Genomic DNA, 24,487 nt, shown 5'->3' with positions numbered 1-24,487 from the left:
TGTTATTTAGGGGCTCAGGCCTGGTGCAGGTACCAGCGCCAGTCCTGTTCGCTGACTTCGGCCATGAACTGGCGGTACTCGGCGCGCTTGACCTTCAGGTACACGCCAAAGAAGTCTTCGCCCAATGCTTCACGGGCCCAATCGGAATGTTGCAGGGCGTCGAGTGCGGTCAGCCAGTCAGTGGGCAGGTGTTCGGTGGCCTGGGCATAGCCGTTGCCTTCAACGGGCGCGCCTGGGTCAAGCTGTTCGCGGATGCCCCAGTGGCTGGCAGCAAGGATCGCCGCTGCAGCCAGGTAAGGGTTGGCATCTGCGCCACAGATGCGGTGCTCCACATGGCGGCTGTTGGCAGGGCCTCCTGGCACACGCAGGCTCACGGTGCGGTTGTCCACGCCCCAGGTTGGCGCCAGGGGCGCATAGCTGTTGGCCTGGAAGCGGCGGAAGGAGTTGGCGTTGGGGCAGAACAGCAGCAGCGAGTCGCGCAGGTGGCGCAGCATGCCGGCCACGGCCTGGCGCAGCAGCGGGGTGCCGGCCTTGTCTTCGCTGGCGAACAGGTTGTTGCCGGCGCTGTCGGCCAGGCTCAGGTGCATGTGCATGCCGGTGCCGGCCAGTTGGGCGAATGGCTTGGCCATGAAGCAGGCCTGCATGCCGTGGGCATGGGCCACACCTTTTACCAGGCGCTTGTAGCGCACCGCCTGGTCCATCGCCTGCAGCGCATCGCCATGCTCCAGGGTGATTTCCACCTGGCCTGGGGCGTACTCGGAAATGGCCGTGCGCGCCGGGATGCCTTGGGCCTTGCAGGCAGCGTACAGGTCGGCGAGGAACGGTTCGATCTGCTCCAGTTCGCGCAGGCCATAGACCTGGGTGCTGCGTGGGCGGCCGCCATCGTTGTCCAGTGCCGGTTGTGGGCGGCCCTGGGCATCACGCTGCTGGTCAAGCAGGTAGAACTCCAGCTCGCAGGCCATCACCGGGTGATAACCGTCAGCCTTCAGCGCTTCGATGGTGCGCAGCAGCACATGGCGTGGGTCCGCGATGCTGGCCGGCAGCCCCTCGCTGGGGTGCATGCTCACCTGCACTGCGGCGGTGGGGACCCGGCGCCAGGGCAGGCGCACCAGGCTGCCGTCAAGCGGGTAGGCACGGCAGTCGATATCGCCGACGTCCCACACCAGGCCGGAGTTTTCCACGTCGTCGCCATTGAGGGTCAGGCCAAGGATGGTGCTGGGCAGTGGCCGGCCTGTCTGGTACACGGCCAGCAGTTCCTCGCGGTGCAACAGCTTGCCGCGTGGCACACCGTTGGCGTCGAGGATGAACAGTTCGAACAGCTCGATATCGGGGTTGTCGGCCAGAAAACGGGTAGCCTGCTCTACAGGGGCAAAGTGCATGATCAATTCGCTCATAGACGCGCAGGGCCACCGCGCAAGCAGGCGGCCCGGTTGAGTCAAACGGCCAGACGCTGGCCGGGTTTGGTCACAATGGCGTGAGCGAGGTGTCCGGTGGGCGCGCGTGACGGCAGTGCCACAAGGCCCAGAAGGCGAGGATGATGTGGACCAGCGGATTTTCCCCGGCACGGCTCCGGGCCTTCGGTAGCGAAGGGCGGGACGACGGTGGGGCGATGGGCTGGGCGGGAGTCATGCCTTTGATACTCACATGCGGCGTAAGGTTGATTAAAGCAGTGAATGGCAACCTTTACATCGCACTCGGCTAAACATTCGTGTTGAAAGCATCACGGTCAAAGTGGGAGCAACTGTCTTGCTCAATTTCTGAAAGCTGGCGTGATCCCTGTGGGAGCGGGCATGCCCGCGAACACCGGCAAGGCCGGTGCCATGCAACGCGGTGGCTGCTTCGCGGGCTCGCCCGCTCCCACAGGAGACCGCGCAAGTACCGAGCGTTGAGCACGCCTTGAGCAACTGCGCCACCCGCCGCTGCCGTTCGCCAAGTGCAATCTGTCCCAGGACGCCACCTTTGTGCGGCCTTGCGTCGCGAAAGGGCCGCGTAGCGGACCCCGGCCATCAGCGACCACGCAGAAATTGCTGGGGCCGCTTTGCGGCCCTATCGCGACACAAGGCCGCTCCCACAGGGAGCGTGCAGGCAGCAGAGAATCCGCAAATCTGCGACAATCGCCCGACTTTCCGAATGCCGATCATGAAAAAGCAGGCTCACCTGCATCACTAAAAAGCCCCATGACTGACCACGCCATCGACAAACTGCTGCAAAACCTCGACCACGCCATGATTGCCGACCGCCATCGCCTGCGCCGGCAACTGCACGAACTGCGCAAGCGCCCCGACGAGGCGAAGCTGGCGCAGTGGGTGGAGAAGGTCCAGGCCTCCTGCGCTCAGGTCACCGCGCGTCAGCAGAGCGTGCCGACCGTACGCTACGACGACAACCTGCCCATCGCCGCCAAGCGTGACGAAATCAAGAAGGCCTTGGCCGAAAACCAGGTATTGGTGATCGCCGGCGAAACCGGCTCTGGCAAGACGACCCAGTTGCCGAAAATCTGCCTGGAGCTTGGCCGTGGCAGCCATGGGTTGATCGCCCATACCCAGCCACGCAGGATCGCAGCGCGTAGCGTGGCCGCGCGAGTCGCCGAAGAGCTGGGCACGCCCTTGGGCGCGCTGGTCGGTTACCAGGTGCGTTTCGAAGACCAGAGCGATTCCAACACCTTGGTCAAGCTGATGACCGACGGCATTCTCCTGGCCGAAACCCAGCATGACCGCTTCCTTGAACGCTATGACACGATCATCGTCGACGAAGCGCACGAGCGCAGCCTGAACATCGACTTCCTGCTCGGCTACCTGAAAACGTTGCTGCATCGCCGACCGGACCTGAAACTGATCATCACCTCGGCCACCATCGACCTGGAGCGCTTCTCCAGGCACTTCGACGGTGCGCCGATCATCGAGGTGTCCGGGCGCACCTTCCCGGTGGACACCTGGTACCGCCCGCTGACCAGCGAGCAGGACGAAGAGGGCAACCAGATCGAGGATGACCTCACTGTCGATCAGGCCATCCTTGCCACCCTCGACGAGCTGGCGCAGCACGAACGCAGCGAAGGCAAGGGCCCGGGCGATGTGCTGATCTTCCTGCCGGGCGAGCGGGAAATCCGTGATGCCGCCGAGATCCTGCGCAAGGCGCAACTGCGCCATACCGAGATTTTGCCGCTGTACGCGCGCCTGTCGCCGGCCGAGCAGCAGCGTATCTTCCAACCGCACACCGGGCGCCGCGTGGTGCTGGCCACCAACGTCGCCGAAACCTCGCTGACCGTGCCTGGCATCCGCTATGTGATTGACACCGGTACTGCGCGCATCAGCCGCTACAGCTACCGCGCCAAGGTCCAGCGCCTGCCGATCGAGGCAGTGTCACAGGCCAGTGCCAACCAGCGTAAAGGCCGTTGCGGCCGGGTCGAGCCGGGCATTTGCGTGCGTCTCTACAGCGAAGAGGACTTCAACAGCCGGCCAGCGTTTACCGACCCGGAGATTCTGCGCACCAACCTGGCGGCGGTGATCCTGCAGATGTTGCACCTGCGCCTGGGCGCAATCGATGCCTTCCCGTTCATCGAGCCGCCGGATGGCAAAGCCATCAGCGACGGCTTCAACCTGTTGCAGGAGCTTTCGGCGGTCAACCGCGAGAACCAGCTGACGCCAATTGGCCGCCAGCTGGCGCGCTTGCCGATCGATCCGCGGCTGGGCCGCATGCTGCTTGAAGGCGCGCGCCTGGGCAGCCTGCAGGAAGTGCTGATCGTCACCAGCGCGCTGTCGGTGCAGGACCCGCGTGAACGCCCTCCAGAACGCCAGCAGGCCGCCGATCAGGCGCACGCACAGTGGAAGGACGTGGACTCGGACTTCGCTGCGCTGGTCAACCTGTGGCGCGGCTTCGAGGAACAACGCCAGGCGCTGACCGCCAACCCGCTGCGCAACTGGTGCCGCAAGCACTTCCTGAACTACTTGCGGCTGCGCGAGTGGCGCGATGCTCATCGTCAGTTGGCGCTGATTTGCCGTGACCTGCAGCTGACGGTGAACAAGGAACCGACCGATTACCAGAAGATGCACAAGGCAATCCTCAGCGGGCTGCTCAGCCAGATTGGCCAGAAGACCGAAGAGGGCGACTACCAGGGCGCCCGTCAGCGGCGCTTCTGGGTGCATCCTTCGTCGGGCCTGGGGCGCAAGCGCCCGCAGTGGGTCATGGCTGCCGAGCTGGTCGAAACCACCAAGCTGTATGCGCGCATGGTGGCCAAGATCGAGCCGGACTGGATCGAACCGCTGGCCGGCCACCTGATCAAGAAAAACCATTTCGAGCCGCACTGGGAGAAGAAGCGCGGGCAGGTAGTGGCCTACGAGCAGATCACCCTCTACGGGCTGATCCTGGTCGGCCGCCGGCCAGTGCACTACGGCCCGATCGACCCGGCGACCTCGCGCGAGCTGTTTATCCGCGAAGGCCTGGTGGGTGGCGAAATCCAGTCGCGGGCCAAGTGCCTGGCGGCCAACAAGCGCCTGCTTGAAGAGCTGGACGAGCTGGAAGCCAAGGCTCGCCGGCGTGACATCCTGGCTGACGAAGAAACGCTGTACGCTTTCTACGACGCGCGCCTGCCGGCGGAAATCCACCAGACGGCGACCTTCGACAGTTGGTACCGCATGGGCAGCCAGAAGGACGCCAACCTGCTGATCATGCGCGAGGAGGACGTGCTGGCCCGCGAGGCCAGCGAAGTGACCGCCGCACAGTACCCCGACAGTATGCAGGTGGGCGATCTGCGCCTGCCGCTGAGCTACCACTTCGAGCCCGGCCACCCCCGTGATGGTGTGACGGTGCGGGTGCCGGCGCCGCTGTTGCCGAGCCTGCCGGGCGAGCGCCTGGAGTGGCTGGTGCCGGGCCTGCTGGAGGCCAAGTGCGTGGCGCTGGTGCGCAACCTGCCCAAGGCCCTGCGCAAGAACTTTGTCCCGGTGCCAGACTTCGTCAAGGCTTCGCTGGCGCGCATGACCTTCGGCCAAGGGGCGCTGCCACAGGCCCTGGGCCAGGAGCTGCTGCGCATGACCGGTGCGCGTGTGTCGGATGAGGCCTGGGACGAGTCGGTCAACCAGGTCGAGGGCCACCTGCGCATGAACATCGAAGTGGTCGATGGCCAGGGCAAGTTCCTTGGCGAAGGCCGCGACCTGGCGGAACTGACCGCGCGCTTTGCTGCCGCCAGCCAGGCTGCCCTGGCCGTGCCGCGTGACGCCAAGGGTGAGCAGCCGGTGCAGGCCAAGGCCTTCAGCGAAGTGAAGCAGACCGCCCAGCAGAAGATCGCCGGCCTGTCGATGACCGTGTACCCGGCGCTGGTGGAAGACAACGGCACTGTGCGTGAAGGGCGCTTCTCGACCCAGGCCGAAGCCGAGTTTCAGCACCGCCGCGCCTTGCAACGGCTGTTGCTGCAGCAACTGGCCGAGCCGGCCAAGTTCCTGCGCGGCAAGCTGCCGGGGCTGACCGAGCTGGGCCTGCTGTACCGTGAAATGGGGCGGGTAGAGGCGCTGGTCGAAGACATTCTGCTGGCCAGCCTGGACAGTTGCATCCTTGAAGGCGAACAACCGTTGCCACGTGATGGCGCGGCCTTGGCCGCGCTGGCTGAACGCAAGCGCGGCAGCTGGGCCGAGCATGCCGAGCGCCTGGCAAGGCAGACCCTGGAAGTGCTGAAGCTGTGGCATGGTCTGCAGAAACGCTTCAAGGGCAAGATCGACCTGAGCCAAGCGGTGGCACTGAACGACATCAAGCAGCAGCTAGGCAACCTGGTGTACCCGGGCTTCGTACGCGAAACGCCTGGGGTGTGGTTCAAGGAGTTGCCGCGTTACCTCAAGGCGGTTGAATTGCGCCTCGAGAAACTCGGCTCGCAAGTACAGAAGGACCGGGTGTGGAGCGGCGAATTGGCCAACCTGTGGGCGCAGTACAAGGCCCGTGCCGACAAGCATGCCCAGGAAGGCAAGCGCGATGAGCAACTGACCGTGTACCGCTGGTGGCTGGAAGAATATCGAGTGTCGCTGTTTGCCCAGCAGTTGGGGACCAAGGTGCCGATTTCTGACAAGCGATTGAGCAAACAATGGAGTCAGGTGGAAGGCTAACCTCCATTATTTGTGGCAAACTTTGGGGCGTTTGGGGCCGCTTTGCGGCCCTTGGCGGATAAGCCCGCCGCGCGGGGGTAAACGTATGCCCCTGAATTGGCACTAAAGTGCCATTAACCTGTCATGTTTCCAGCCAGCGCCCCGTGGCGATGGCCTTTGACCAGAGGAACGACCGTGCATAACGTCGTGATCAGCGGCACCGGCCTGTACACCCCGGCCCAGAGCATTTCCAACGAAGAGCTGGTGGCTTCCTTCAATGCCTGGTCGCAGCAGTTCAACCAGGACAACGCTGCCGCCATCGAGCGCGGTGAAGTCGAGGCGGCGCCGCTCTCCGACGCGGCGTTTATCGAAAAGGCCTCGGGCATCAAGAGCCGCTTTGTCATGGACAAGGCCGGTATCCTCGACCCGCAGCGCATGAAGCCGCGCCTGCCCGAGCGTAGCAACGATGAACCGTCGGTGCTGTGTGAAATGGCCGTGGCCGCTGCCCGCCAGGCCCTGGAGCGCGCAGGCCGGACGGCGGCTGATGTCGACGGGGTGATCGTCGCCTGCTCCAACTTGCAGCGCCCTTACCCGGCGATCGCCATCGAAGTGCAACAGGCACTGGGTGTCCAGGGCTTTGCCTTCGACATGAACGTGGCCTGCTCGTCGGCCACCTTCGGCATACAGACCGCCGCCAACAGCGTAGCGCTGGGCCAGGCGCGGGCGGTGCTGATGGTCAACCCCGAAGTGTGCACCGGCCACCTCAACTTCCGTGACCGCGACAGCCATTTCATTTTTGGCGATGCCGCCACCGCCGTGTTGCTGGAGCGTGCCGACCAGGCCACTTCGGCGCACCAGTTCGACATCGTCAGCAGCAAGCTCTGGACTGAGTTCTCCAACAACATCCGCAACAACTTCGGCTTCCTCAACCGTGCGGCGGAAGAGGGCGAAGGCGCTGCGGACAAGCTGTTCATCCAGGAAGGCCGCAAGGTGTTCCGCGAGGTGTGCCCGAAGGTGGCCGAGCTGATCGGTGAGCACCTGCAGGAGAACGGGTTGCAACCGGGCGACGTGAAGCGCTTCTGGCTGCACCAGGCCAACCTCAGCATGAACCAGCTGATCGTCAAGAAACTGTTGGGGCGTGAAGTGGCCGAGGAAGAGGCACCGGTGATTCTGGACCGTTACGCCAATACCAGCTCGGCGGGGTCGGTGATTGCCTTCCACCTGTACCAGGATGACCTGGCCAAGGGCTCGTTGGGCGTGTTGAGCTCGTTTGGTGCGGGGTATTCGATTGGTAGCGTGATTCTGCGCAAGCGCTGATTCATCAGGCGCCTGTTACGGCCTCTTCGCGGGCTTGCCCGCTCCCACAGGTACAGCACAGTTCTCAAGGTCTGTGGTGATTTTGTGGGAGCGGGCAAGCCCGCGAAGGGGCCGGCGCATTTCACACAGGCAAAAAGAAGCGGGAAACGCCGGATGGGGTCGGCGTTTCCCGCTTCAGGTGAAGCAGTGCAGGGTGTCGCTTAGAACTTGGCTTCCAGATCAACCTGCAGGGTGTCGACGTCAGCATTGCTGTTCGGCAGCTGCGACAGGTCGGTCTTGGCCATCAGGTAGGCAGCACCCAGGGAGAAGTTGTTGTCGATTTCGTAACCGACCTTGAACTTGTGACCACGCGAACCGGTGTAGCCGTTGCCGAAGTCCGAATCGGTGAACAGGCTGACCACCGCGTTACGCTGCACATCGCGGTAGTTGTAGTCCAGGCTCCAGGCACCCATTTTGGTTTTCAGGCCAGCCAGCCAGGCCTGATCTTCGCCGTCGGTGCTGTCGGTGTTCTTCACGTACTGGCCATAGGCCGACAGCGGAATGGCCAAGCCAGTGAAGTCGATCTGGCCAAAGCCTTCCACCAGATTGAACTCGTTGGTGGTGTTGCCGAACGACTGCAGGATGGCGGCTTCCTTGTCGTTGTCGTAACCATAGATGCTGGCACCCACGGTGAGCTTGAGCACGTCGGCCGGCGCGAACTTGGCGCCCAACTGGCCGTGGTAGACCTGCGCATCGTGCTTGTACTGGACGCCGTCACCATCGACGTTGTCCTTCAGGGTGTACTGACCGGCGCTGGCAAAGACTTCGGCCCCGCCCAGGTCAGCCTTGTAAGTGGCCGCCACACCTTCCGGGTTGATGTCGCTATCCCAGATGATGTCGCCCATGCTCACCCAAGGCTGTTGCATCTTGCCGCCAATCAGGTGCAGGTTAGGCACTGCAGTCGGATGCCAGTCGAGGTAGGCCAGGTCGACCCACAGCGACTTCTTGTCGAAGTAGTTGTCGAAGCTCTGGTTGGTCGAACGTCGGTCAGCGCTGCTGCCAGTGGCGATACGAACCCCAGCGTCGACCTGCGGGTTGATCTCGCTGTAGAAGCCGACACGGGCACGTACTCGCTGGCGGTCCTGGTTGCCGCTGCTGCTGTTCGGATCGTCGACGTTGACGTCTTCGTAACGCAGGCGCACGTCACCCTTGATCTGGGTCTTGGCGGCCCATGCCACTTTTTGTTCAAAGGAGCTCATGCGTTCGGACTGAGCTTTCTGGTCGGCCTTTTCCTTGGTTTCTTTTGCCAGGTCGCCCTGCAGTTCGTTGTACTGCGCCTGGTTGATCGAGCCATTGGCGCGGAGCATTTCGAGCAGCTTGGCGTCGACAGCAGCACTGGCCGGGGCACTCAGGGCCAGCATCATGCCGGTGAGGCTTACTCCGGTAAGTGTGGAAACAAGACGCATAAGGTTCTCCCTACTGAAAAAAATGGGGGAGGCTCAAGCGCCTGCCCCTGCGTTGGCATGTCTTCGGAAAGGGCCTGAATAGACAGGTTCTAGGGTTCCGGAAAACAGGCGCAAGTATTGCGGGGGCCAATGACAGATTAATGTCTGATTAGTGGCACTGTTGTTAAGTAATTGAGTATTAAAGGACCCACCCGGCGTTCGTCATTTGAGCGACGGGCCTTCCTTGGGGATACTGACGGTCTTCAGACAGCGAGCCGAAAACGTGACCAGCCTGTACAGCCTTGCCCACCTGCGTGATCTGCCGACGGCCACCTGGGATGCCCTTGTGCCAGCCGGCCAACCCTTCCTGCGCCATGCTTTTCTCAGTGCAATGGAGGACAGCGGCAGCGTGGCGCGCAACACTGGCTGGGCCGCCGAGCACCTGGTGCTGGAGCGTGACGGACAGGTACGGGCGCTGTTGCCCGCGTACCGCAAGTGGCACTCGTTTGGCGAGTATGTGTTCGATCATGGTTGGGCCGATGCTTGTGAGCGGGCCGGTATCGCCTACTACCCAAAACTGCTTGGCGCTGTGCCGTTCAGCCCGGTCAGCGGCCCACGGCTGCTAGCGGCCGATCCGGCTGACGGTTTGTTGATGCTGCAGGCCCTGCCGGAGTATCTGGGCAAGGGTGGGCTTTCCGGAGCGCACATCAATTTCACCGACCCGGCGCTGGACGCGCAGTTGGCGGGCCTGCCTGGGTGGATGGAGCGCCTGGGTTGCCAGTTTCACTGGCAAAACCGGGGTTATCGCGACTTCCAGGACTTTCTCGACAGCCTCAGCTCGCGCAAGCGCAAGCAGATGCGCAAGGAGCGCGAGCAGGTGGCGGGGCAGGGTATCGACTTCCGCTGGTACCGCGGTGATGAACTGGACGAGGCACAGTGGGATTTCGTCTTTCTGTGCTATGCCAACACCTATGCGGTGCGCCGTCGTGCCCCCTACCTGACGCGCGAATTTTTCAGTCTGCTGGCCGAGCGCATGCCCGAGGCGGTGCGCGTGGTAATGGCTCGTCAGGGCGGGCGTGATGTGGCTATGGCCCTGAGCCTGGTGGGCGGCGACAGCCTGTTTGGCCGCTACTGGGGCTGCCTGGATGAGTTCGATCGGCTGCATTTCGAGACGTGTTTCTACCAGGGCATGGACTTTGCCATTGCCGAGGGTTACCAGCGTTTCGATGCCGGGGCACAGGGGGAGCACAAGTTGATACGCGGGTTCGAGCCGGTGTTGACGCGGTCGTGGCATTACCTGCTGCACCCGGGGTTGCGGCGGGCGGTGGAGGATTTTCTGCTGCAGGAACGGGAAGGGGTCAAGGGGTATGCCGAGGAGGCGCGGGGGATGTTGCCCTACCGCCGGGACTGAGCGTTTTGTGTTGCCTGTGCCGGCCTTTTCGCGGGCTTGCCCGCTCCCACAGGTATTGCACAGTTCTGAGGCCTGTGGTGATCCTGTGGGAGCGGGCGAGCCCGCGAAAAGGCCGGTGCAAGCGTCAATCGACCCCGACAAAGCCCCCGGTCTGGTGGTGCCACAACCGGGCATACAGCCCTTGCTGCTCCAGCAACTCACTGTGGCTGCCACTTTCGGCAATTCGTCCCTTGTCCAGCACTACCAACCGGTCCATACGGGCAATGGTGGAAAGCCGGTGGGCGATGGCAATCACCGTCTTGCCCTGCATCAGCGTCTCCAGGCTTTCCTGGATGGCAGCCTCCACCTCCGAGTCCAGCGCTGAAGTGGCCTCGTCCATGATCAGGATCGGCGCATTCTTCAACAGGACCCGGGCAATGGCGATACGCTGACGCTGACCGCCCGACAACTTGACCCCGCGCTCCCCCACATGGGCATCGAAGCCGGTACGCCCCTGGGCATCCGACAGTTGCGGGATGAACTCGTCGGCGCGGGCACGGCGCACGGCTTCTATCAACTCCGCCTCGCTGGCATCTGGGCGACCATACAGCAAGTTGTCGCGGATCGAACGGTGAAGCAGCGAGGTGTCCTGGGTAATCATGCCGATCTGTGCACGCAGGCTGGCCTGGCTCACCTTGGCAATGTCCTGGCCGTCGATGAGGATGCGCCCACCCTGCACGTCGTACAGGCGCAACAGCAGGTTGACCAAGGTCGACTTGCCTGCCCCGGACGGGCCGATCAAACCGATTTTCTCGCCCGGGCGGATGTCCAGGTTGAGCCCTTCTATGACATTGGCAGCCTTGCCGTAATGGAAGTCGACGTCATCGAAACGCACCGCGCCGCGGCTGACCTTCAGGGCCGGCGCATTGGGCAGGTCGGTGACGGTGACCGGCTGGGCGATGGTCTGCAGGCCGTCCTGCACCATGCCGATGTTCTCGAAAATGCCGTTGACCACCCACATGATCCAGCCCGACATGTTGACGATGCGGATCACCAGGCCAGTGGCCAGGGCGATGGCGCCAACGGTGATCAGCGACTGGCTCCACAGCCACAGGGCAAGGCCGGTGGTAGTGACCACCAGCAGGCCATTGAGCGTGGTGATGACCACGTCCATGCTGGTGACCACCCGCGAGGCCAGCTGGGTTTTCTCGGTTTGTTCGCGGATTGCTTCGCGAGCGTATTGCTGTTCGTAGTCGGTGTGGGCGAACAGCTTGAGGGTGGCGATGTTGGTGTAGCCATCGACGATACGCCCCATGAGCTTAGAGCGGGCGTCGGAAGAAATTACCGAGCGTTCCTTCACCCTCGGCACGAAGTAGCAGAGCGCGGCGATGTAGCCGATGATCCACAACAGCAGCGGCAGCATCAGGCGCCAGTCGGCCTCGGCAAACAACACCAGCGACGTAATGGCGTAGATCAGCACATGCCATAGCGCGTCCACGGCCTGTACGGCGGAGTCGCGCAGCGAGTTGCCGGTCTGCATGATGCGTTGGGCAATGCGCCCGGCAAAGTCGCTCTGGAAGAAGTTCAGGCTCTGCTTGAGCACGTAGGTATGGTTCTGCCAGCGGATCAGGCTGGTCATGCCAGGGTTGATGGTCTGGTGCACCAGCAGGTCATGCAGGCCGAAGAACACTGGCCGCAACAGCAGGACCACCACCAGCATCCAGATCAGCTCGCCGCTGTGCTCGCTGAAGAAGTTGGCATTGGGCGTACCCTGAGCCAGGTCGATGATGCGGCTGAGGTAGCTGAACATCGCCACCTCGATCAGCGAGGCGAACAGGCCAACCACCAGCAGTGCAAGAAAACTAGGCCATACCTGGCGCAGGTAGTACAGATAGAACGGCCACACCGTGCTCGGGGGGGCTTCGCTCGGTGCCTCGCGGAAAATATCGATCAGTCTTTCGAAACGGCGGTACAGCATGGGCGACAACACTCCTGTTCGTCCGACCCTCAGGCGGTTTCACATCCCTGTGAAGCCTGCAGTCAGTCGATACGTTTGGCGGACTTGATATAGACCGGATCGGCCGGTACGTCGCGCATGCCTTTTTTGATGGTGGTCGGCGAGTTGACGATCTGATCGACCACTTCCATGCCTTTGGTCACTTTGCCGAACACGGCATAACCGGCGTCGCGACCTGGGTTGAGGAAGTCGTTGTCGGCGACGTTGATGAAGAACTGGCTGGTGGCCGAGTTCGGGTTGGACGTGCGTGCCATCGACAGGGTGCCGCGGGTGTTCTGCAGGCCGTTGTTGGCCTCGTTCTTGATCGGGGCCTGGGTTTCTTTTTGCACCATCTGGTCAGTGAAACCGCCGCCCTGGACCATGAACCCCGGGATCACGCGGTGGAAGATGGTGTTGTTGTAGAAGCCGCTGTCCACGTACTGCAGGAAGTTCTTGGTACTGAGCGGTGCCTTCTCGGCGTTCAGCTCGATTTCGACCTGGCCGAAGCTGGTGTCCAGCAGGACGTGCGGGGTCTTGTCGGAAGCCATGACACTGGTGGCGAAGGCGACCGAGCAGGCGGTGAGCAGAAGTTTTTTCAGCATGGGCTCAAAGATCCTTGAGAGGTGGAAGCGGCTGCGAGGAATTGCAGCAGGGTCTGGTTGAAGACCTCGGGTTGATCGAGGGGTGTAGCGTGCCGGGAATCGTCGACGACGACCAGCCTGGCGTTGGGTATGAGGGCGACGTAGCGCTGTTTGAGTTGTATCGGCGTGTAATCGTGGTCGGCGGCGATCACCAGGGTAGGACAGTGAATCTGCCCGATGCGTTCCTGCACGCCCCAGTCGACGATGGCGTCGAAGCTTTTCAGGTAGGCGCGTTTGTCGTTGCGCGCCCAGCGCTGGGCCATCTTCTGCCGCAGGTCTGCCTGTTGTGGTTTGGGGAACAGCCGCTCGGCCAGCCCCTTGCCGACGGTTTCGACACTGAGCACGCGCGCCAGGCTCCAGCGCTTGAACCACCATAGCCAGTCACTGCGGGTGCGACGCTTGACCTCGGGGGCGCTGTTGACGATGCACAGGCTGCGCAACCATTGTGGGTGGTCGACGGCAAACTGGAAGCCGACCATGCCGCCCATGGACAGGCCGACGAAGTGCACCGGGCCTGTGTGCAAGTGTTCGAGCAGGGCCAGCAGGTCGGCACTGAAGGTGGCGATCTGGTAACCGTCAGCGGGTTTGTCGGAGCGACCGTGGCCGCGGATGTCCATGAGTATCACCCGGTAGTGGCCGCTGAGCACCGGCACCTGCAACTCCCAGTCCTGGCAGCTGGAGCCCAGGCCGTGCAGCAGCACCAAGGGTTCGCCCTGGCCATATTCCTCGTAATGCAGCGTGCATCCTTCGTGTTCGAAATAGGCCATGGGCGCGGTCCTCTCAGGCTTGTGGGGGGGCTGCGAAGGGCACGTCCAGTGGCGCGGTGTCGAAATTGCGCAGCAGGTCGATGAGAATCTGCGTGGCCGGGCCCAGGGTCTTCTCTTTGCTCGAGTAAAGGTAGAACAGTGGGTGGCGGCTGCCACCCTGATCCAGCGGCAATGGCTTGAGCACGCCTTCGCGCAGCTCGCGCTCGATCATGTGACGGGGCAGCCAGGCAAAGCCCAGGCCGCTGCTGACGAAGGTGGCGGCGGTGCCCAGGCTGCCGACGGTCCAGCGCTGCTCGGCGCCCAGCCAGCCGACGTCGCGCGGTTGGGCGCGGCCGGAGTCGCGGATCACCACCTGCAGCTGGCTTTCCAGGTCCTGGAAGGTCAGTTCGCGTCCCAGGCGGTGCAGGCTGTGTTCGGGGTGGGCGACGGCGATGAACTCCACGGCGCTCAACTCGGCGCCCAGGTAGCCGCCGATGCTGTAGCTGCTGATGGCCAGGTCGGCGATGCCTTCGTGCATCACTTCCTCCACGCCAGACAGCACTTCTTCACGCAGGCGCACCCGGCAGCCGCGGCTTTGTGGCATGAACGCAGCCAGCGCGCGTACCAGACGGGCGCTGGGGTAGGCGGCATCGACCACCAGGCGCACCTCGGCTTCCCAGCCCTGTTCCATGTGGTGGGCCAGGTCTTCGAGCTGGCTGGCCTGCTTGACCAGGTGGCGCGAGCGGCGCAGCAGCACATTGCCGGCCTCGGTCAGCACCGCCTTGCGGCCATCGATGCGCAACAGCGGGACGCCCAGCTGCTCCTGCATGCGGGCCACGGTGTAGCTGACCGATGACTGCGAGCGGTGCAAGGCCTCGGCGGCCTGGGCAAACCCGCCGTGATCGACCACTGCTTGCAGGGTTCGCCACTGGTCAAGGGTTACGCGCGGCGCTTTCATCTTTCGCTCCTGTTGTCCTAAGCTGCGCTCTTTCAAGGAGAGCGGCCCATGAAGAAATGTTGTGCGGCAATACTGATGTGCCTGCCCCTCGGGGCCATGGCTTATCCCATCGATGTGGAGAAGGAGCTGACCGGGGTCAAGCTCGACTACACCGCCTATGACACGGCCTATGACATTGGCGCCATCACCCTCAACAACTATGGGCAGGTCCCGGCGGCGTGCAAGGTGACCTTCCGCAATGGCCCAGAGGCACCACGGGTGCGCCGGGTGAACGTACCGGCGGGTAAAAGCGTCGATGTCACCGCCAAATTCAATCGGCAAATCATCAAACTACGGATCGCCTTGAACTGCAGCGCGGAATAAACTGATTAATCGATAGATTGGACCCACTTTTTACGCTTTTTTATCGATAGGTCAAGCCTTAATCTCACCTCCATCGAATCGCACCCTTTTTTGCCGATGGAGGCACCCCCCATGTCCCGCGTACTGATCATCGAAAGCAGCGCCCGCCAGCAGGATTCCGTTTCCCGTCAGCTTACCAAGGACTTCATCCAGCAATGGCAGGCCGCCCACCCGGCCGATCAGATCACTGTGCGCGACCTGGCAGTAAGCCCGGTTCCCCACCTGGACGCGAACCTGCTGGGCGGCTGGATGAAACCCGAAGAACAGCGCAGCGCCGCCGAACTGGAGGCCCTGGCCCGTTCCAACGAACTGACGGATGAGTTGTTGGCTGCCGACGTACTGGTGATGGCTGCGCCCATGTACAACTTCACCATCCCCAGCACCCTGAAGGCCTGGCTGGACCATGTGCTGCGTGCGGGTATCACCTTCAAGTACACCCCGACCGGCCCGCAAGGCCTGCTGACCGGCAAGCGCGCCATCGTCCTGACTGCTCGCGGCGGCATCCATGCGGGTGCCAGCAGTGACCACCAGGAACCGTACCTGCGCCAGGTGATGGCTTTCATCGGCATCCACGATGTCGACTTCATCCATGCCGAAGGCCTGAACATGAGCGGCGAGTTCCACGAGAAGGGCGTCAACCAGGCCAAGGCCAGGTTGGCGGCGGTGGCCTGAGGCATCACGAATTCCCAACCCTGACACCTGTTTTTGCTCCTTTGGGTGTACCTGCCCGGCTTGTATGGCCGGGCTTTTTTATGCCCTGGGGTTTTGAGGTCGCCAATGTCGGCCTCTTCGCGGGTAAACCCGCTCCTACAAAGGCCATTGCGGTCCCTGTGGGAGCGGGCGTGCCCGCGAAGAGGCCGGTACAGCCCCTACATTCCTCATGGTTGAACTCATTCGCCGCAACCCGCTAAGGTCGCGGCCTTGATTCACGAGAGGCAACCATGGGCTACCTGATAATCGTCGCGCTGATCCAGGCGTTTTCCTTCAGCTTGATCGGCGAGTACCTGGCCGGGCACGTCGACAGCTATTTTGCGGTGCTCGCCAGGGTGCTGCTGGCCGGCCTGGTGTTCCTGCCGCTGACCCGCTGGCGCCAGGTCGAGCCACGCTTCATGCGTTCCATGCTGCTGATTGGCGCGTTGCAGTACGGCATCACCTACGTCTGCCTGTACCTGAGTTTCCGCGTGCTTACCGTGCCGGAGGTGCTGCTGTTCACGATCCTCACGCCGCTACACGTGACCTTGATCGAAGATGCCCTGAACCGGCGCTTCAACGCTTGGGCGCTAGTGGCCGCGCTGGTCGCCGTGGCCGGTGCTGCCGTGATCCGCTTCGACAGCATCAGCGGCGAGTTCTTCATCGGCTTCCTGCTGCTGCAACTGGCTAACTTTACCTACGCCGCTGGCCAGGTGCTGTACCGTCACCTGGTCGCTCGCCATCCCAGCGACCTGCCACACTACGCGCGCTTTGGGTACTTTTACCTCGGCGCGTTGCTGGTGGTGCTTCCGGCCTTCCTGCTGTTCGGCAACACTCAGCACCTGCCGAGCACTGATGTGCAATGGCTGGTGCTGTTGTTCCTGGGGCTGTGTCCGACGGCGCTGGGGCTGTACTGGTGGAACAAAGGTGCATGCCTGGTTTCTGGCGGTACGCTGGCGGTGATGAACAACCTGCATGTGCCGGTAGGGCTGCTGCTGAACCTGTTGATCTGGAACCAGCACGAGCCGCTAGGGCGGCTATTCATCGGCGGGGGGATCATCCTGGCGTCGGTGTGGCTGAGCCGCCTGGGTGGTCGCGCGCAAGCACCGCTGGCCGGCAAGGCCTGACGCGCCCTTTGATCCGGGGGCTGCAAGGCAGCCCCAGCAATCTCAGGCCTCGTTCATTTCTTCAAGGCGACGCGGCATCGGTTCTGCCGCCGTACGCCCGGCCAACCCCACGCGCATATCATTGCCACTCGGCTGCTGATACAGGCTCAAGCCGAACTCCGGCAATACCGCCAGCAGATAGTCGAAGATATCCCCCTGGATGCGCTCGTAATCCGCCCACACCGTGGTGGTGGTGAAGCAGTAGATTTCCAGCGGTACGCCTTCGGCGGTGGTCTGCATCTGCCGCACCATGCAGGTCATGTTCGGATGAATATTGGGGTGGTTCTTCAAATAGGCCAGGGCGAACGCGCGGAAGGTGCCGATGTTGGTCAGCTTGCGGCGGTTGGCTGACAGGTCCGCCACCGGCCCCAGCGCCTCGTTCCAGCTTTGCAGTTCCTGGCGCTTGCCCGCCAGGTAGTCACTCAGTAGCTGCACCTGGCTCAGGCGCTGTTCTTCTTCGCGGGTGAGAAAGCGCACGCCGGCGGCGTCGATGAACAGGCTGCGCTTGATGCGCCGGCCACCGGACTGCTGCATGCCGCGGTAATTGCGGAATGACTCGCTCATCAGGCGCCAGGTGGGGATGGAGACGATGGTCTTGTCGAAGTTCTGCACTTTCACCGTGTGCAAGGTGATGTCCACCACGTCGCCGTCGGCGCCTACCTGCGGCATTTCGATCCAGTCACCCACATGCAGCATGTCGTTGCTGGTCAACTGCACGCTGGCGACGAACGACAGCAGGGTGTCCTTGTACACCAACAGCAGCACCGCCGACATCGCACCCAGGCCGGACAGCAGCAACAGCGGCGAGCGGTCGATCAGGGTAGCGACGATGACGATCGAGGCGAAGATCCACAGCATCATCTTGGCCAGTTGCACGTAGCCCTTGATCGAGCGGGTGCGGGCATGTTCGGTGCGGGCATAGATGTCGAGCAGGGCATCCAGCAGGCATGACAGCGCCATGGTCATGAACAGCAGGGTGAAGGCCAGGGCGACATTGCCGAGGAAGTGCTGGGCGGTGTCGGACAGCTCAGGCACCAGCTTCAGGCCGAATTGCAGCACCAGGGACGGGGTTGTTTGCGCCAGGCGGTGGAACACCTTGTTGTGGCGCAGGTCGTCCAGCCACTTCAGCGCAGGCTGGCGGGCCAGCAGGCGCGCGCCGTGCAGTATCAGGAAGCGTGCCAGGCGGCCGACTACCAGGGAGATGAGCAGCAGTACCGCCAGACCGATGGCGGCGTGCAGCATGGGATGTTGGTCGAGGGTGCCCCACAGGTCGAGGGAGTCACGCCAGATTCGTTGGATATCCATGGGCTTGCGTACAGTCTTGTTGCGAAACGAAGCCGTATTAGAGCGCGGATAGCGACAAAGTTGCCAAAAGAAATTCGGCTAAGGCTGCAGAAAACGTTACCCTATGCAACTGAATTTCCCGCACTTGTCTGAGGTTACCTCCGTGTTCTCCCAATTCGCCCTGCATGAACGCCTGCTTAAAGCCGTGGCCGAGCTTAAATTTGTCGAGCCAACCCCGGTGCAGGCCGCGGCCATCCCCCTGGCCCTGCAAGGGCGTGATCTGCGTGTGACTGCGCAGACCGGCAGCGGCAAGACGGCGGCCTTCGTACTGCCACTGCTCAACCGTCTGGTCGACCTCAGCGGTCCGCGCGTCGAGATTCGCGCGTTGATCCTGCTGCCGACCCGTGAACTGGCCCAGCAAACCCTCAAGCAGGTGCAGCTGTTCTCGCAGTTCACCTACATCAAGTCGGGCCTGGTGACTGGCGGCGAAGACTTCAAGGAACAGGCCGCCATGCTGCGCAAGGTGCCCGACGTGCTGATCGGCACCCCGGGTCGCCTGCTCGAGCAGCTCAATGCCGGCAACCTCGACCTGTCCCACGTGCAGGTCCTGATCCTGGACGAAGCCGACCGCATGCTCGACATGGGCTTTGCCGAAGACATGGAGCGCCTGTGCAAAGAGTGCGAAAACCGCGAGCAGACCTTGCTGTTCTCGGCTACCACCGGTGGCGCGGCCCTGCGCGACATCATCGGCAAGGTGCTGAAAGACCCTGAACACCTGATGCTCAACAGTGTCTCGCAACTGGCTGAAGGCACCCGCCAGCAGATCATTACCGCCGACCACGACCAGCATAAAGAGCAGATCGCGCAGTGGTTGCTGGCCAACGAAACCTTCGACAAGGCGATCATCTTCACCAACACCCGCGCCATGGCCGACCGTATCTATGGTCACCTGGTGGCCAAGGACGTGAAGGCTTTCGTGCTGCATGGCGAAAAGGACCAGAAGGACCGCAAGCTGGCCATCGAGCGCTTCAAGCAGGGCAGCTCCAAAGTGCTGGTAGCGACCGACGTGGCAGCCCGTGGCCTGGATATCGACGGCCTGGACCTGGTGATCAACTTCGACATGCCACGCAGCGGTGACGAGTACGTCCACCGTGTGGGCCGTACCGGCCGTGCCGGTGGCGAAGGCCTGGCGATCTCGCTGATCACCCACAACGACTGGAACCTGATGTCGAGCATCGAGCGCTACCTCAAGCAGCAGTTCGAGCGCCGGGTCATCAAGGAAGTGAAGGGCACCTACAACGGGCCTAAGAAGGTCAAGGCCTCGGGCAAGGCGGCCGGTAGCAAGAAGAAAAAGGTCGAGAAGAAGACTGGCGACAAGAAAGCCGCAGCCAAGCGCAAGCCTACTGCCAAGCCGAAGGCCAACGCGCCTCTGGCCAGTGCTGACGGCCTGGCACCGCTGAAGAAGCGCAAGCCTGCTGCTGAATAAGACTCACGCTGGCCCTTTGCAGAAGCGACGCAAGTTCGCATCTGCGAAGGGCGTGCGCAGGCGACGAACGATCACTCCGCTTTTTTCTCTGCCTGTTTCAACTCCTTGATCCGCTGGTCGATCAGCTGACACTTGTCGGGCAAGTCCTTGCTCGCCGTCCCCAGATCCATCCCCTGAAGCTCATCATTGATCTCCTTGGCCTTTTGCGGGTTCTGCTCGGTCAACTGAGTAACCAGCCCGGCCAGCTCCTCACGTTTCTGCGTTGCTTCTTCAGGTGTGCATGCCCAAGCGGGCAGGGCGCAGAGCAGGGCAGTGGCACAGGCTATGGGCAGTAGCGGTTTCATCCTTCCAACCTCCGGCGGTGGTGATGCCCGGTGGAGGGCTGTGGGTGCAGGGAAGTTCAGGGCTTGCGACCGATGGAAGATTTCTTTGGTGGTGGTAGTCCGTTTCTGAAACGTTCCCGTGTCCCTCCAGCGCTGTTGAGCAGCACGCTACCTCGCTCTAGTCTCGAAAGAAAAGAGGGGGTGTTGTATGTACAGCTGTAAATACAGGTCGTCCCATGTTCTTTGAATGACTAAAGGCGCTGATAGGTGTCGTCGTGTACACGGAGAGGCGGGGTGAGGTGATACGCATCATTTCTGCAAGAAAAGCCACCAAACGGGAGGCCAGGTACTATGACCAAATCATCGAGAACTGACTGGAGCCGCCTGGCCCGACAGGACGACAAGGATATCGATACATCAGATATCCCTGAACTGGACCAGGACTTTTTCCGCCAGGCCGAGCTGCGCGTTCCCGCCAAGCAGACGGTGACCATTCGACTGGACTCAGATGTCCTCGCCTGGTTCAAGGAGCAGGGCAGCGGCTACCAGACCCGCATCAATCAGTTGCTGCGCCAGTACATGCAAGCGCAACAACGCCAGCGCTAAGCGCTTCGGAACGCTTGGCAACCTTGGCAGGTCCCAACCTGTGTACCCCTTTCGTCCACAGCAGGAGCCCGTAGCCATGAGCATCGCCTACGACTGGGACCTGATCGAACGCTTGCTGCACGAAGTGCAGAACGGCGCCGGTCACAGCTTCACGCCCCGCCCCTATGCCGAGCAGCATGCTGCTGCACTGGCCGCCAAGGGTGAGCCGGTGGGTGACGTGGATCACCTGAAAACCCGTGCATGCGAGTATGAAAAGCTGCTATTTGAGCGCGGATTCATTGAATGCCGACCTGAAGAGGACGGCGGCAATGGCGAAAACTTCGTCCTGACCGAACGCGGCTCGCGCTTGATGAGCCTGATCGACAGCAGCATCCCCGGCTTCGAGCACCCGCGCCAGGTGCTGGATGAGCAGGAGGATGCGCTGGACGAAACGACGTTCGAGCGGGTATCTGCGAAGGCACAGATTGCTTGAGGTCGTTTTAAGGCTGGCAAGTGCAGCGTTCGAAACCCGATAATCGGTAGCTTCTGAACGCTGCCGAGCCTTGCCCATGCCTACGATCACCCCAGAGGCCCGCTTATGAGCGCGGTCCGCAAGAACCCTGACGCCTTTGCCTTCCAGGTAATGCTGGGCCTTTGCCTGATCTGGGGCTGCCAGCAGGTACTGATCAAGACCGCTGCCGTCGACATCGCGCCGGTGATGCAGGCAGCACTGCGCAATGGGATTGCCGCTGTGCTGGTAGGCCTGATGCTGTGCTGGCGGGGTGGCTGGGAGCAGGTCGGCAGCACCTGGCGCGCAGGGCTGGTGGCGGGCGGGCTGTTCGGGGTGGAGTTTCTGTTCATTGCCGAAGGGCTGAAACTGACCTCGGCGGCGCACATGTCGGTATTCCTCTATACCGCGCCGGTATTTACCGCCTTGGGCCTGCATTTTCGTCTACCCAGTGAACGCTTGCGGCTGCTGCAGTGGCTGGGCATTCTGCTGGCCTTCGGCGGCATTGCCATGGCCTTTGCCGGTGGCTCTTCGTTCGAGCACATGGACGGCCGCACCTTGCTGGGTGATGCCTTTGGCGTGATCGCCGGGCTGGCCTGGGGCGCGACCACGGTGGTGGTGCGCTGCTCGCGGTTGTCGGAGGCGCCAGCGACCTTGACCCTGTTCTATCAGCTGGCGGTCGGTTTTGCCGGGCTGTTGCTGATCGCCCTGCTCAGCGGGCAGATCGGCGCGGTGTCGCTGACGCCGCTGGCGATGGGCAGTGTATTGTTCCAGGGGATTGTGGTGTCGTTCATCAGCTACCTCACCTGGTTCTGGTTGCTGCGCAAATACCTGGCGTCGAACCTCGCGGTGTTTTCCTTCATTACCCCATTGTTTGGGGTAACCTTTGGCGTTTTGCTGCTGGATGAGCCGCTCAGTGCGAATTTCGTGGTGGGGGCGTTGATGGTGTTGTTGGGTGTGATCCTGGTCAGTGCCGAGCCTTGGGTGAAACAACAATTGCGGCGGTTGGTAGGGTGATGGGTTGCCTGTACCGGCTCAGGATGCAACCTTGGCCTGACAGGCGCTTCCTTGTTGTGCATCACCCGGCAAATGGACCAGCCCGCCAGCCACCACCAACCCGCCCGCCGCCAGCATCAATGCGGGTTGCAGCCCACCGCTGTAGTGGCTGCTGAGCGCCGCCAGCAGCGGCCCACTCAACTGCCCCAAGGCAAAGCATGCGGTCAACAGCCCGGCATTGCGCTGTGTGGCCTGTGGCGCCAACTCGCGCGAGCGTTGCATGACCAGTTGCATGCAGGCCAGGAACGGCCCGCCACACAGCGCAACACCCAGCGCCAGCCCGATACCCCCACCCATCAGGCAGGCCAGCACACCCAGCCCTTGCAACCACAGGGTGGCGGTCAACCAGGTTGAAGTGCGGCCACCACGGCGCACGCTCACCAGCAAGACGCCCAACGCCGCCGCCAGGCCAAACGCCGGCCAGAACAGGTCCGCCAGCCACTGCCCGCGAAACTGCTGATTGGCCATCTGTGACAGAAAGGTGGCCGGCAGGATGTAGCCCATGCCATACAGGCCATACACCAACCCCAGGCGGCCAGTGCCGACATTGCGCGTCGGGCCTTGTCGTACTGGCGACTGAGTCGGTGCCGCTTGCAATGCCCGTGGCAACCACGGCCGCACGGCCAGCAGCATCACCAGCGCAGCCACGGCATAGATCAGCCACAGGGCTGCCGAGCCAAGCCCCAGCACATGCGCAACCAGTGCCAGTAGCCCGGTCACGGCGATACCGAGGCCGGGCCCGGCGAATACCAGCGCTCCCAGGCGTTGGCGGTTGTGCGCAGTGGCTACTTGCTGGCTGAGGCTGGTGATCATCACCAGCACCCAGGCGCTGGCTACGCCTGTGCCGAAGCGCAGCAGCAGGTGCCCCCAGAAGCCATTGGCAGCCCAGGAGGCCAGGGTCAGCAGCACACACAGCCACAGCCCCCCATGCAGGCGCCGCCGTACCTGGCCTGGCGAGCGGGCGAACATGGCGTCCACCGCGCCCACGAAATAGCCCAGGTAATTGGCCGCCGCGACCAGCCCGGCGACTGTCAGGTCGAACTGGCCTTCGGCAATCAGTTGCGGAAGTTGCGGGGTGAGGGCGAAACGGCCGATGCCCATGGCCATCATCAGCGCCACGGCGCTGGCGAGCAGTTGAATGAGTGGCGACATGACAGGTCTCCTGCGCGGGTAAGCGATAGATGGCAGGTTAGGGCGGTTTATTTTTCAATAAAATTGAATAATGATGATCAAGTTGTTCTGTTTTGGAGAATGCCGTGGAATTCAGCCAACTGCGTATCTTCCAGGCCGTGGCCGAGGAGGGCTCGGTTACCCGCGCCGCAGAGCGCCTGCACCGGGTGCCATCAAACCTTTCCACGCGCCTGCGCCAACTCGAGGAGCAGCTGGGCGTCGATCTGTTCCTGCGCGAACGTCAGCGCCTGCAACTGTCGCCAGCAGGCAAGGTGCTGCTGGACTATGCCAACCGTATGTCCGCCTTGCGCGACGAAGCGCTGGGCGCCGTGCGTGGCGGTCAGCCGGCTGGGGACTTCGTGCTGGGGACCATGTACAGCACGGCGGCGACCCACCTGCCAGCGTTGCTGGCGCGCTATCACCAGGCTTACCCGCAGGTGAACCTGCAAGTGCGTGCTGCACCCAGCGGCGAGTTGCTTGAAGGGCTGCTGAACCACACCCTGGATGCTGCTCTTGTGGACGGGCCACCGAGCCTTGCCGGGCTGGATGGCGTGCCGCTGTGCGATGAGCAACTGGTACTGATCACCAGCCCCGAACACCCGGCGGTACTCACAGCCAAGGACGTGGCGGGCAAGGCGGTGTTCACCTTCCGCCAGGGTTGCTCGTACCGCATGCGCCTGGAGGCCTGGTATGCCCATGCCCATACGCCGATGGGGCGAGTGATGGAGATCGAGTCGTACCAGAGCATGCTGGCCTGTGTGATCGCGGGTGCGGGTGTGGCGATGATGGCCCAGTCGATGCTCGACAGCCTGCCTGGGCGTGATCGGGTGAGGGTGCACCCGCTGCAGGCACCTTTCGATCAGGCGGTCACCTGGCTGATGTGGCGCCAAGGTATGCGCGGGGCTAATCTGCAGGCATGGATCGACCTGCAACAAAGCGAAACGATTAACCAGTCGTCGGAATGCGCTGCCACGGCTTGATCCGAGTCAAAATCGCCCTTATCTGTAGGAACAGAGGAATGCGTAATACAGGACATCGGGCTATGATCTGTATGAAACATCGCAGGATTGATTTGCCGTGAGGCTGACCCGTCAAGGGGGCATTATGAATAAACCACTGTCAAACTGGCTCCATGACCTGGCTGTCGCCTTGGGGCTGATTCCACCACCCTTGCAGCCGGTGCCGATCCCGACTGATGAAGAGCAGCGCAAACGTCAACCGCGTCGGCGCTGATTAACGACAAAGGCCGCTTCACCCGATTGGGTGCAGCGGCCTTTTTGTGT

Annotated in this window: 21 protein-coding genes and 1 pseudogene; 13 read left to right on the top strand and 9 right to left on the bottom strand. The window is 62.5% G+C overall.

Annotated elements, in window-relative coordinates; all coding sequences use genetic code 11:
• Positions 1-14: 14 nt before the first annotated feature.
• Positions 15-1,379, bottom strand: coding sequence for a glutamine synthetase family protein (locus tag V7787_RS33210; RefSeq protein ID WP_336091690.1), 1,365 nt, complete (start codon positions 1,377-1,379; stop codon positions 15-17).
• Positions 1,380-2,177: 798 nt separating this feature from the next.
• Here V7787_RS33210 and hrpA point away from each other — a divergent pair.
• Both hrpA and V7787_RS33200 read left to right on the top strand, forming a co-directional pair.
• Entirely contained in the window at positions 2,178-6,083 is a 3,906-nt protein-coding gene (gene hrpA, locus V7787_RS33205) for an ATP-dependent RNA helicase HrpA (RefSeq protein ID WP_336091674.1), read from the top strand.
• Between the two features lie 174 nt (positions 6,084-6,257).
• A complete protein-coding gene (locus V7787_RS33200) occupies positions 6,258-7,379 on the top strand; it encodes a beta-ketoacyl-ACP synthase III (protein ID WP_049587008.1) in 1,122 nt (373 codons plus the stop codon).
• Positions 7,380-7,579: 200 nt separating this feature from the next.
• On the opposite strand, the gene V7787_RS33195 is transcribed toward V7787_RS33200, so the two are convergent.
• Positions 7,580-8,824, bottom strand: a complete 1,245-nt coding sequence (locus V7787_RS33195; RefSeq protein WP_336091673.1) for a putative porin — start codon at positions 8,822-8,824, stop codon at positions 7,580-7,582.
• Positions 8,825-9,086: 262 nt separating this feature from the next.
• Here V7787_RS33195 and V7787_RS33190 point away from each other — a divergent pair, with 262 nt between their 5' ends.
• The gene (locus V7787_RS33190) at positions 9,087-10,214 is read left to right on the top strand and encodes a GNAT family N-acetyltransferase (RefSeq protein WP_003254614.1); all 1,128 of its coding nucleotides are present in this window, start codon (positions 9,087-9,089) and stop codon (positions 10,212-10,214) included.
• A gap of 124 nt (positions 10,215-10,338) precedes the next feature.
• Here the strand turns inward: V7787_RS33190 and V7787_RS33185 are convergent, their stop codons facing one another.
• From V7787_RS33185 to V7787_RS33170, 4 genes are all read right to left on the bottom strand, one after another.
• A complete protein-coding gene (locus V7787_RS33185) occupies positions 10,339-12,171 on the bottom strand; it encodes an ABC transporter ATP-binding protein (protein ID WP_336091671.1) in 1,833 nt (610 codons plus the stop codon).
• Positions 12,172-12,233: 62 nt separating this feature from the next.
• Positions 12,234-12,791: a peptidylprolyl isomerase gene (locus tag V7787_RS33180; RefSeq protein WP_104886543.1), complete on the bottom strand. Its 558-nt coding sequence runs from the start codon at positions 12,789-12,791 to the stop codon at positions 12,234-12,236.
• Positions 12,785-13,597 (bottom strand): alpha/beta fold hydrolase, encoded by an 813-nt coding sequence (locus V7787_RS33175; protein WP_014590064.1) that lies wholly within the window; start codon positions 13,595-13,597, stop codon positions 12,785-12,787. Before V7787_RS33175 ends, V7787_RS33180 begins: the two co-directional genes overlap by 7 nt.
• Before the next feature lie 13 nt (positions 13,598-13,610).
• Complete coding sequence (locus V7787_RS33170) at positions 13,611-14,534, bottom strand: LysR family transcriptional regulator (protein ID WP_003254610.1); 924 nt, start codon at positions 14,532-14,534, stop codon at positions 13,611-13,613.
• Positions 14,535-14,582: 48 nt separating this feature from the next.
• On the opposite strand from V7787_RS33170, the gene V7787_RS33165 reads away from it, so the two are divergent.
• From V7787_RS33165 to V7787_RS33155, 3 genes are all read left to right on the top strand, one after another.
• Positions 14,583-14,897, top strand: a complete 315-nt coding sequence (locus tag V7787_RS33165) for a hypothetical protein (RefSeq protein WP_012051530.1) — start codon at positions 14,583-14,585, stop codon at positions 14,895-14,897.
• A gap of 111 nt (positions 14,898-15,008) precedes the next feature.
• On the top strand, positions 15,009-15,608 hold the full coding sequence (locus V7787_RS33160) for an FMN-dependent NADH-azoreductase (protein WP_336091669.1): 600 nt from the start codon (positions 15,009-15,011) through the stop codon (positions 15,606-15,608).
• A gap of 269 nt (positions 15,609-15,877) precedes the next feature.
• Positions 15,878-16,753: a carboxylate/amino acid/amine transporter gene (locus tag V7787_RS33155; protein WP_003254607.1), complete on the top strand. Its 876-nt coding sequence runs from the start codon at positions 15,878-15,880 to the stop codon at positions 16,751-16,753.
• A 42-nt stretch (positions 16,754-16,795) separates the two neighbouring features.
• On the opposite strand, the gene V7787_RS33150 is transcribed toward V7787_RS33155, so the two are convergent.
• The gene (locus V7787_RS33150) at positions 16,796-18,097 is read right to left on the bottom strand and encodes a mechanosensitive ion channel family protein (protein WP_064492103.1); all 1,302 of its coding nucleotides are present in this window, start codon (positions 18,095-18,097) and stop codon (positions 16,796-16,798) included.
• A gap of 103 nt (positions 18,098-18,200) precedes the next feature.
• Here V7787_RS33150 and V7787_RS33145 point away from each other — a divergent pair, with 103 nt between their 5' ends.
• Complete coding sequence (locus tag V7787_RS33145; RefSeq protein WP_012051553.1) at positions 18,201-19,562, top strand: DEAD/DEAH box helicase; 1,362 nt, start codon at positions 18,201-18,203, stop codon at positions 19,560-19,562.
• 71 nt (positions 19,563-19,633) lie between these two features.
• Here the strand turns inward: V7787_RS33145 and V7787_RS33140 are convergent, their stop codons facing one another.
• Positions 19,634-19,906: a hypothetical protein gene (locus V7787_RS33140; RefSeq protein ID WP_012051554.1), complete on the bottom strand. Its 273-nt coding sequence runs from the start codon at positions 19,904-19,906 to the stop codon at positions 19,634-19,636.
• A gap of 230 nt (positions 19,907-20,136) precedes the next feature.
• Here V7787_RS33140 and V7787_RS33135 point away from each other — a divergent pair.
• From V7787_RS33135 to V7787_RS33120, 4 genes and pseudogenes are all read left to right on the top strand, one after another.
• Positions 20,137-20,259: pseudogene (locus V7787_RS33135) on the top strand (BrnT family toxin); the annotation flags it as partial.
• Positions 20,237-20,491: a BrnA antitoxin family protein gene (locus tag V7787_RS33130; protein ID WP_004576871.1), complete on the top strand. Its 255-nt coding sequence runs from the start codon at positions 20,237-20,239 to the stop codon at positions 20,489-20,491. The pseudogene V7787_RS33135 and the gene V7787_RS33130, both read left to right, overlap by 23 nt.
• 76 nt (positions 20,492-20,567) lie before the next feature.
• Positions 20,568-20,963 (top strand): hypothetical protein, encoded by a 396-nt coding sequence (locus V7787_RS33125; RefSeq protein ID WP_014590069.1) that lies wholly within the window; start codon positions 20,568-20,570, stop codon positions 20,961-20,963.
• A 105-nt stretch (positions 20,964-21,068) separates the two neighbouring features.
• The gene (locus V7787_RS33120; protein ID WP_010955209.1) at positions 21,069-21,995 is read left to right on the top strand and encodes a DMT family transporter; all 927 of its coding nucleotides are present in this window, start codon (positions 21,069-21,071) and stop codon (positions 21,993-21,995) included.
• Between the two features lie 18 nt (positions 21,996-22,013).
• Here the strand turns inward: V7787_RS33120 and V7787_RS33115 are convergent, their stop codons facing one another.
• On the bottom strand, positions 22,014-23,186 hold the full coding sequence (locus tag V7787_RS33115; RefSeq protein ID WP_336091668.1) for an MFS transporter: 1,173 nt from the start codon (positions 23,184-23,186) through the stop codon (positions 22,014-22,016).
• Between the two features lie 104 nt (positions 23,187-23,290).
• On the opposite strand from V7787_RS33115, the gene ptrR reads away from it, so the two are divergent.
• Together ptrR and V7787_RS33105 are read left to right on the top strand one after the other, a co-directional pair.
• Entirely contained in the window at positions 23,291-24,184 is an 894-nt protein-coding gene (ptrR, locus tag V7787_RS33110) for a putrescine utilization regulator PtrR (RefSeq protein ID WP_064492106.1), read from the top strand.
• Between the two features lie 124 nt (positions 24,185-24,308).
• Positions 24,309-24,437 (top strand): PA1414 family protein, encoded by a 129-nt coding sequence (locus tag V7787_RS33105; protein ID WP_009683677.1) that lies wholly within the window; start codon positions 24,309-24,311, stop codon positions 24,435-24,437.
• The last annotated feature ends 50 nt before the right edge of the window (positions 24,438-24,487 follow it).

The sequence above is a fragment of the Pseudomonas sp. CGJS7 genome, assembly GCF_036961695.1.
This window is presented reverse-complemented; position numbering and strand designations above follow the sequence as displayed.

Excerpts from the sequence above, each read along its gene's own strand:
- V7787_RS33150 (WP_064492103.1), bottom strand. The coding sequence starts at position 18,097 with ATGGATATCCAACGAATCTGGCGTGACTCCCTCGACCTGTGGGGCACC.
- V7787_RS33170 (WP_003254610.1), bottom strand. The coding sequence starts at position 14,534 with ATGAAAGCGCCGCGCGTAACCCTTGACCAGTGGCGAACCCTGCAAGCA.
- V7787_RS33140 (WP_012051554.1), bottom strand. The coding sequence starts at position 19,906 with ATGAAACCGCTACTGCCCATAGCCTGTGCCACTGCCCTGCTCTGCGCC.
- V7787_RS33175 (WP_014590064.1), bottom strand. The coding sequence starts at position 13,597 with ATGGCCTATTTCGAACACGAAGGATGCACGCTGCATTACGAGGAATAT.
- V7787_RS33185 (WP_336091671.1), bottom strand. The coding sequence starts at position 12,171 with ATGCTGTACCGCCGTTTCGAAAGACTGATCGATATTTTCCGCGAGGCA.
- V7787_RS33210 (WP_336091690.1), bottom strand. The coding sequence starts at position 1,379 with ATGCACTTTGCCCCTGTAGAGCAGGCTACCCGTTTTCTGGCCGACAAC.
- V7787_RS33160 (WP_336091669.1), top strand. The coding sequence starts at position 15,009 with ATGTCCCGCGTACTGATCATCGAAAGCAGCGCCCGCCAGCAGGATTCC.
- V7787_RS33155 (WP_003254607.1), top strand. The coding sequence starts at position 15,878 with ATGGGCTACCTGATAATCGTCGCGCTGATCCAGGCGTTTTCCTTCAGC.
- V7787_RS33145 (WP_012051553.1), top strand. The coding sequence starts at position 18,201 with ATGCAACTGAATTTCCCGCACTTGTCTGAGGTTACCTCCGTGTTCTCC.
- V7787_RS33180 (WP_104886543.1), bottom strand. The coding sequence starts at position 12,791 with ATGCTGAAAAAACTTCTGCTCACCGCCTGCTCGGTCGCCTTCGCCACC.
- V7787_RS33115 (WP_336091668.1), bottom strand. The coding sequence starts at position 23,186 with ATGTCGCCACTCATTCAACTGCTCGCCAGCGCCGTGGCGCTGATGATG.
- V7787_RS33130 (WP_004576871.1), top strand. The coding sequence starts at position 20,237 with ATGACCAAATCATCGAGAACTGACTGGAGCCGCCTGGCCCGACAGGAC.
- V7787_RS33105 (WP_009683677.1), top strand. The coding sequence starts at position 24,309 with ATGAATAAACCACTGTCAAACTGGCTCCATGACCTGGCTGTCGCCTTG.
- hrpA (WP_336091674.1), top strand. The coding sequence starts at position 2,178 with ATGACTGACCACGCCATCGACAAACTGCTGCAAAACCTCGACCACGCC.
- V7787_RS33195 (WP_336091673.1), bottom strand. The coding sequence starts at position 8,824 with ATGCGTCTTGTTTCCACACTTACCGGAGTAAGCCTCACCGGCATGATG.
- V7787_RS33125 (WP_014590069.1), top strand. The coding sequence starts at position 20,568 with ATGAGCATCGCCTACGACTGGGACCTGATCGAACGCTTGCTGCACGAA.
- V7787_RS33165 (WP_012051530.1), top strand. The coding sequence starts at position 14,583 with ATGAAGAAATGTTGTGCGGCAATACTGATGTGCCTGCCCCTCGGGGCC.
- V7787_RS33120 (WP_010955209.1), top strand. The coding sequence starts at position 21,069 with ATGAGCGCGGTCCGCAAGAACCCTGACGCCTTTGCCTTCCAGGTAATG.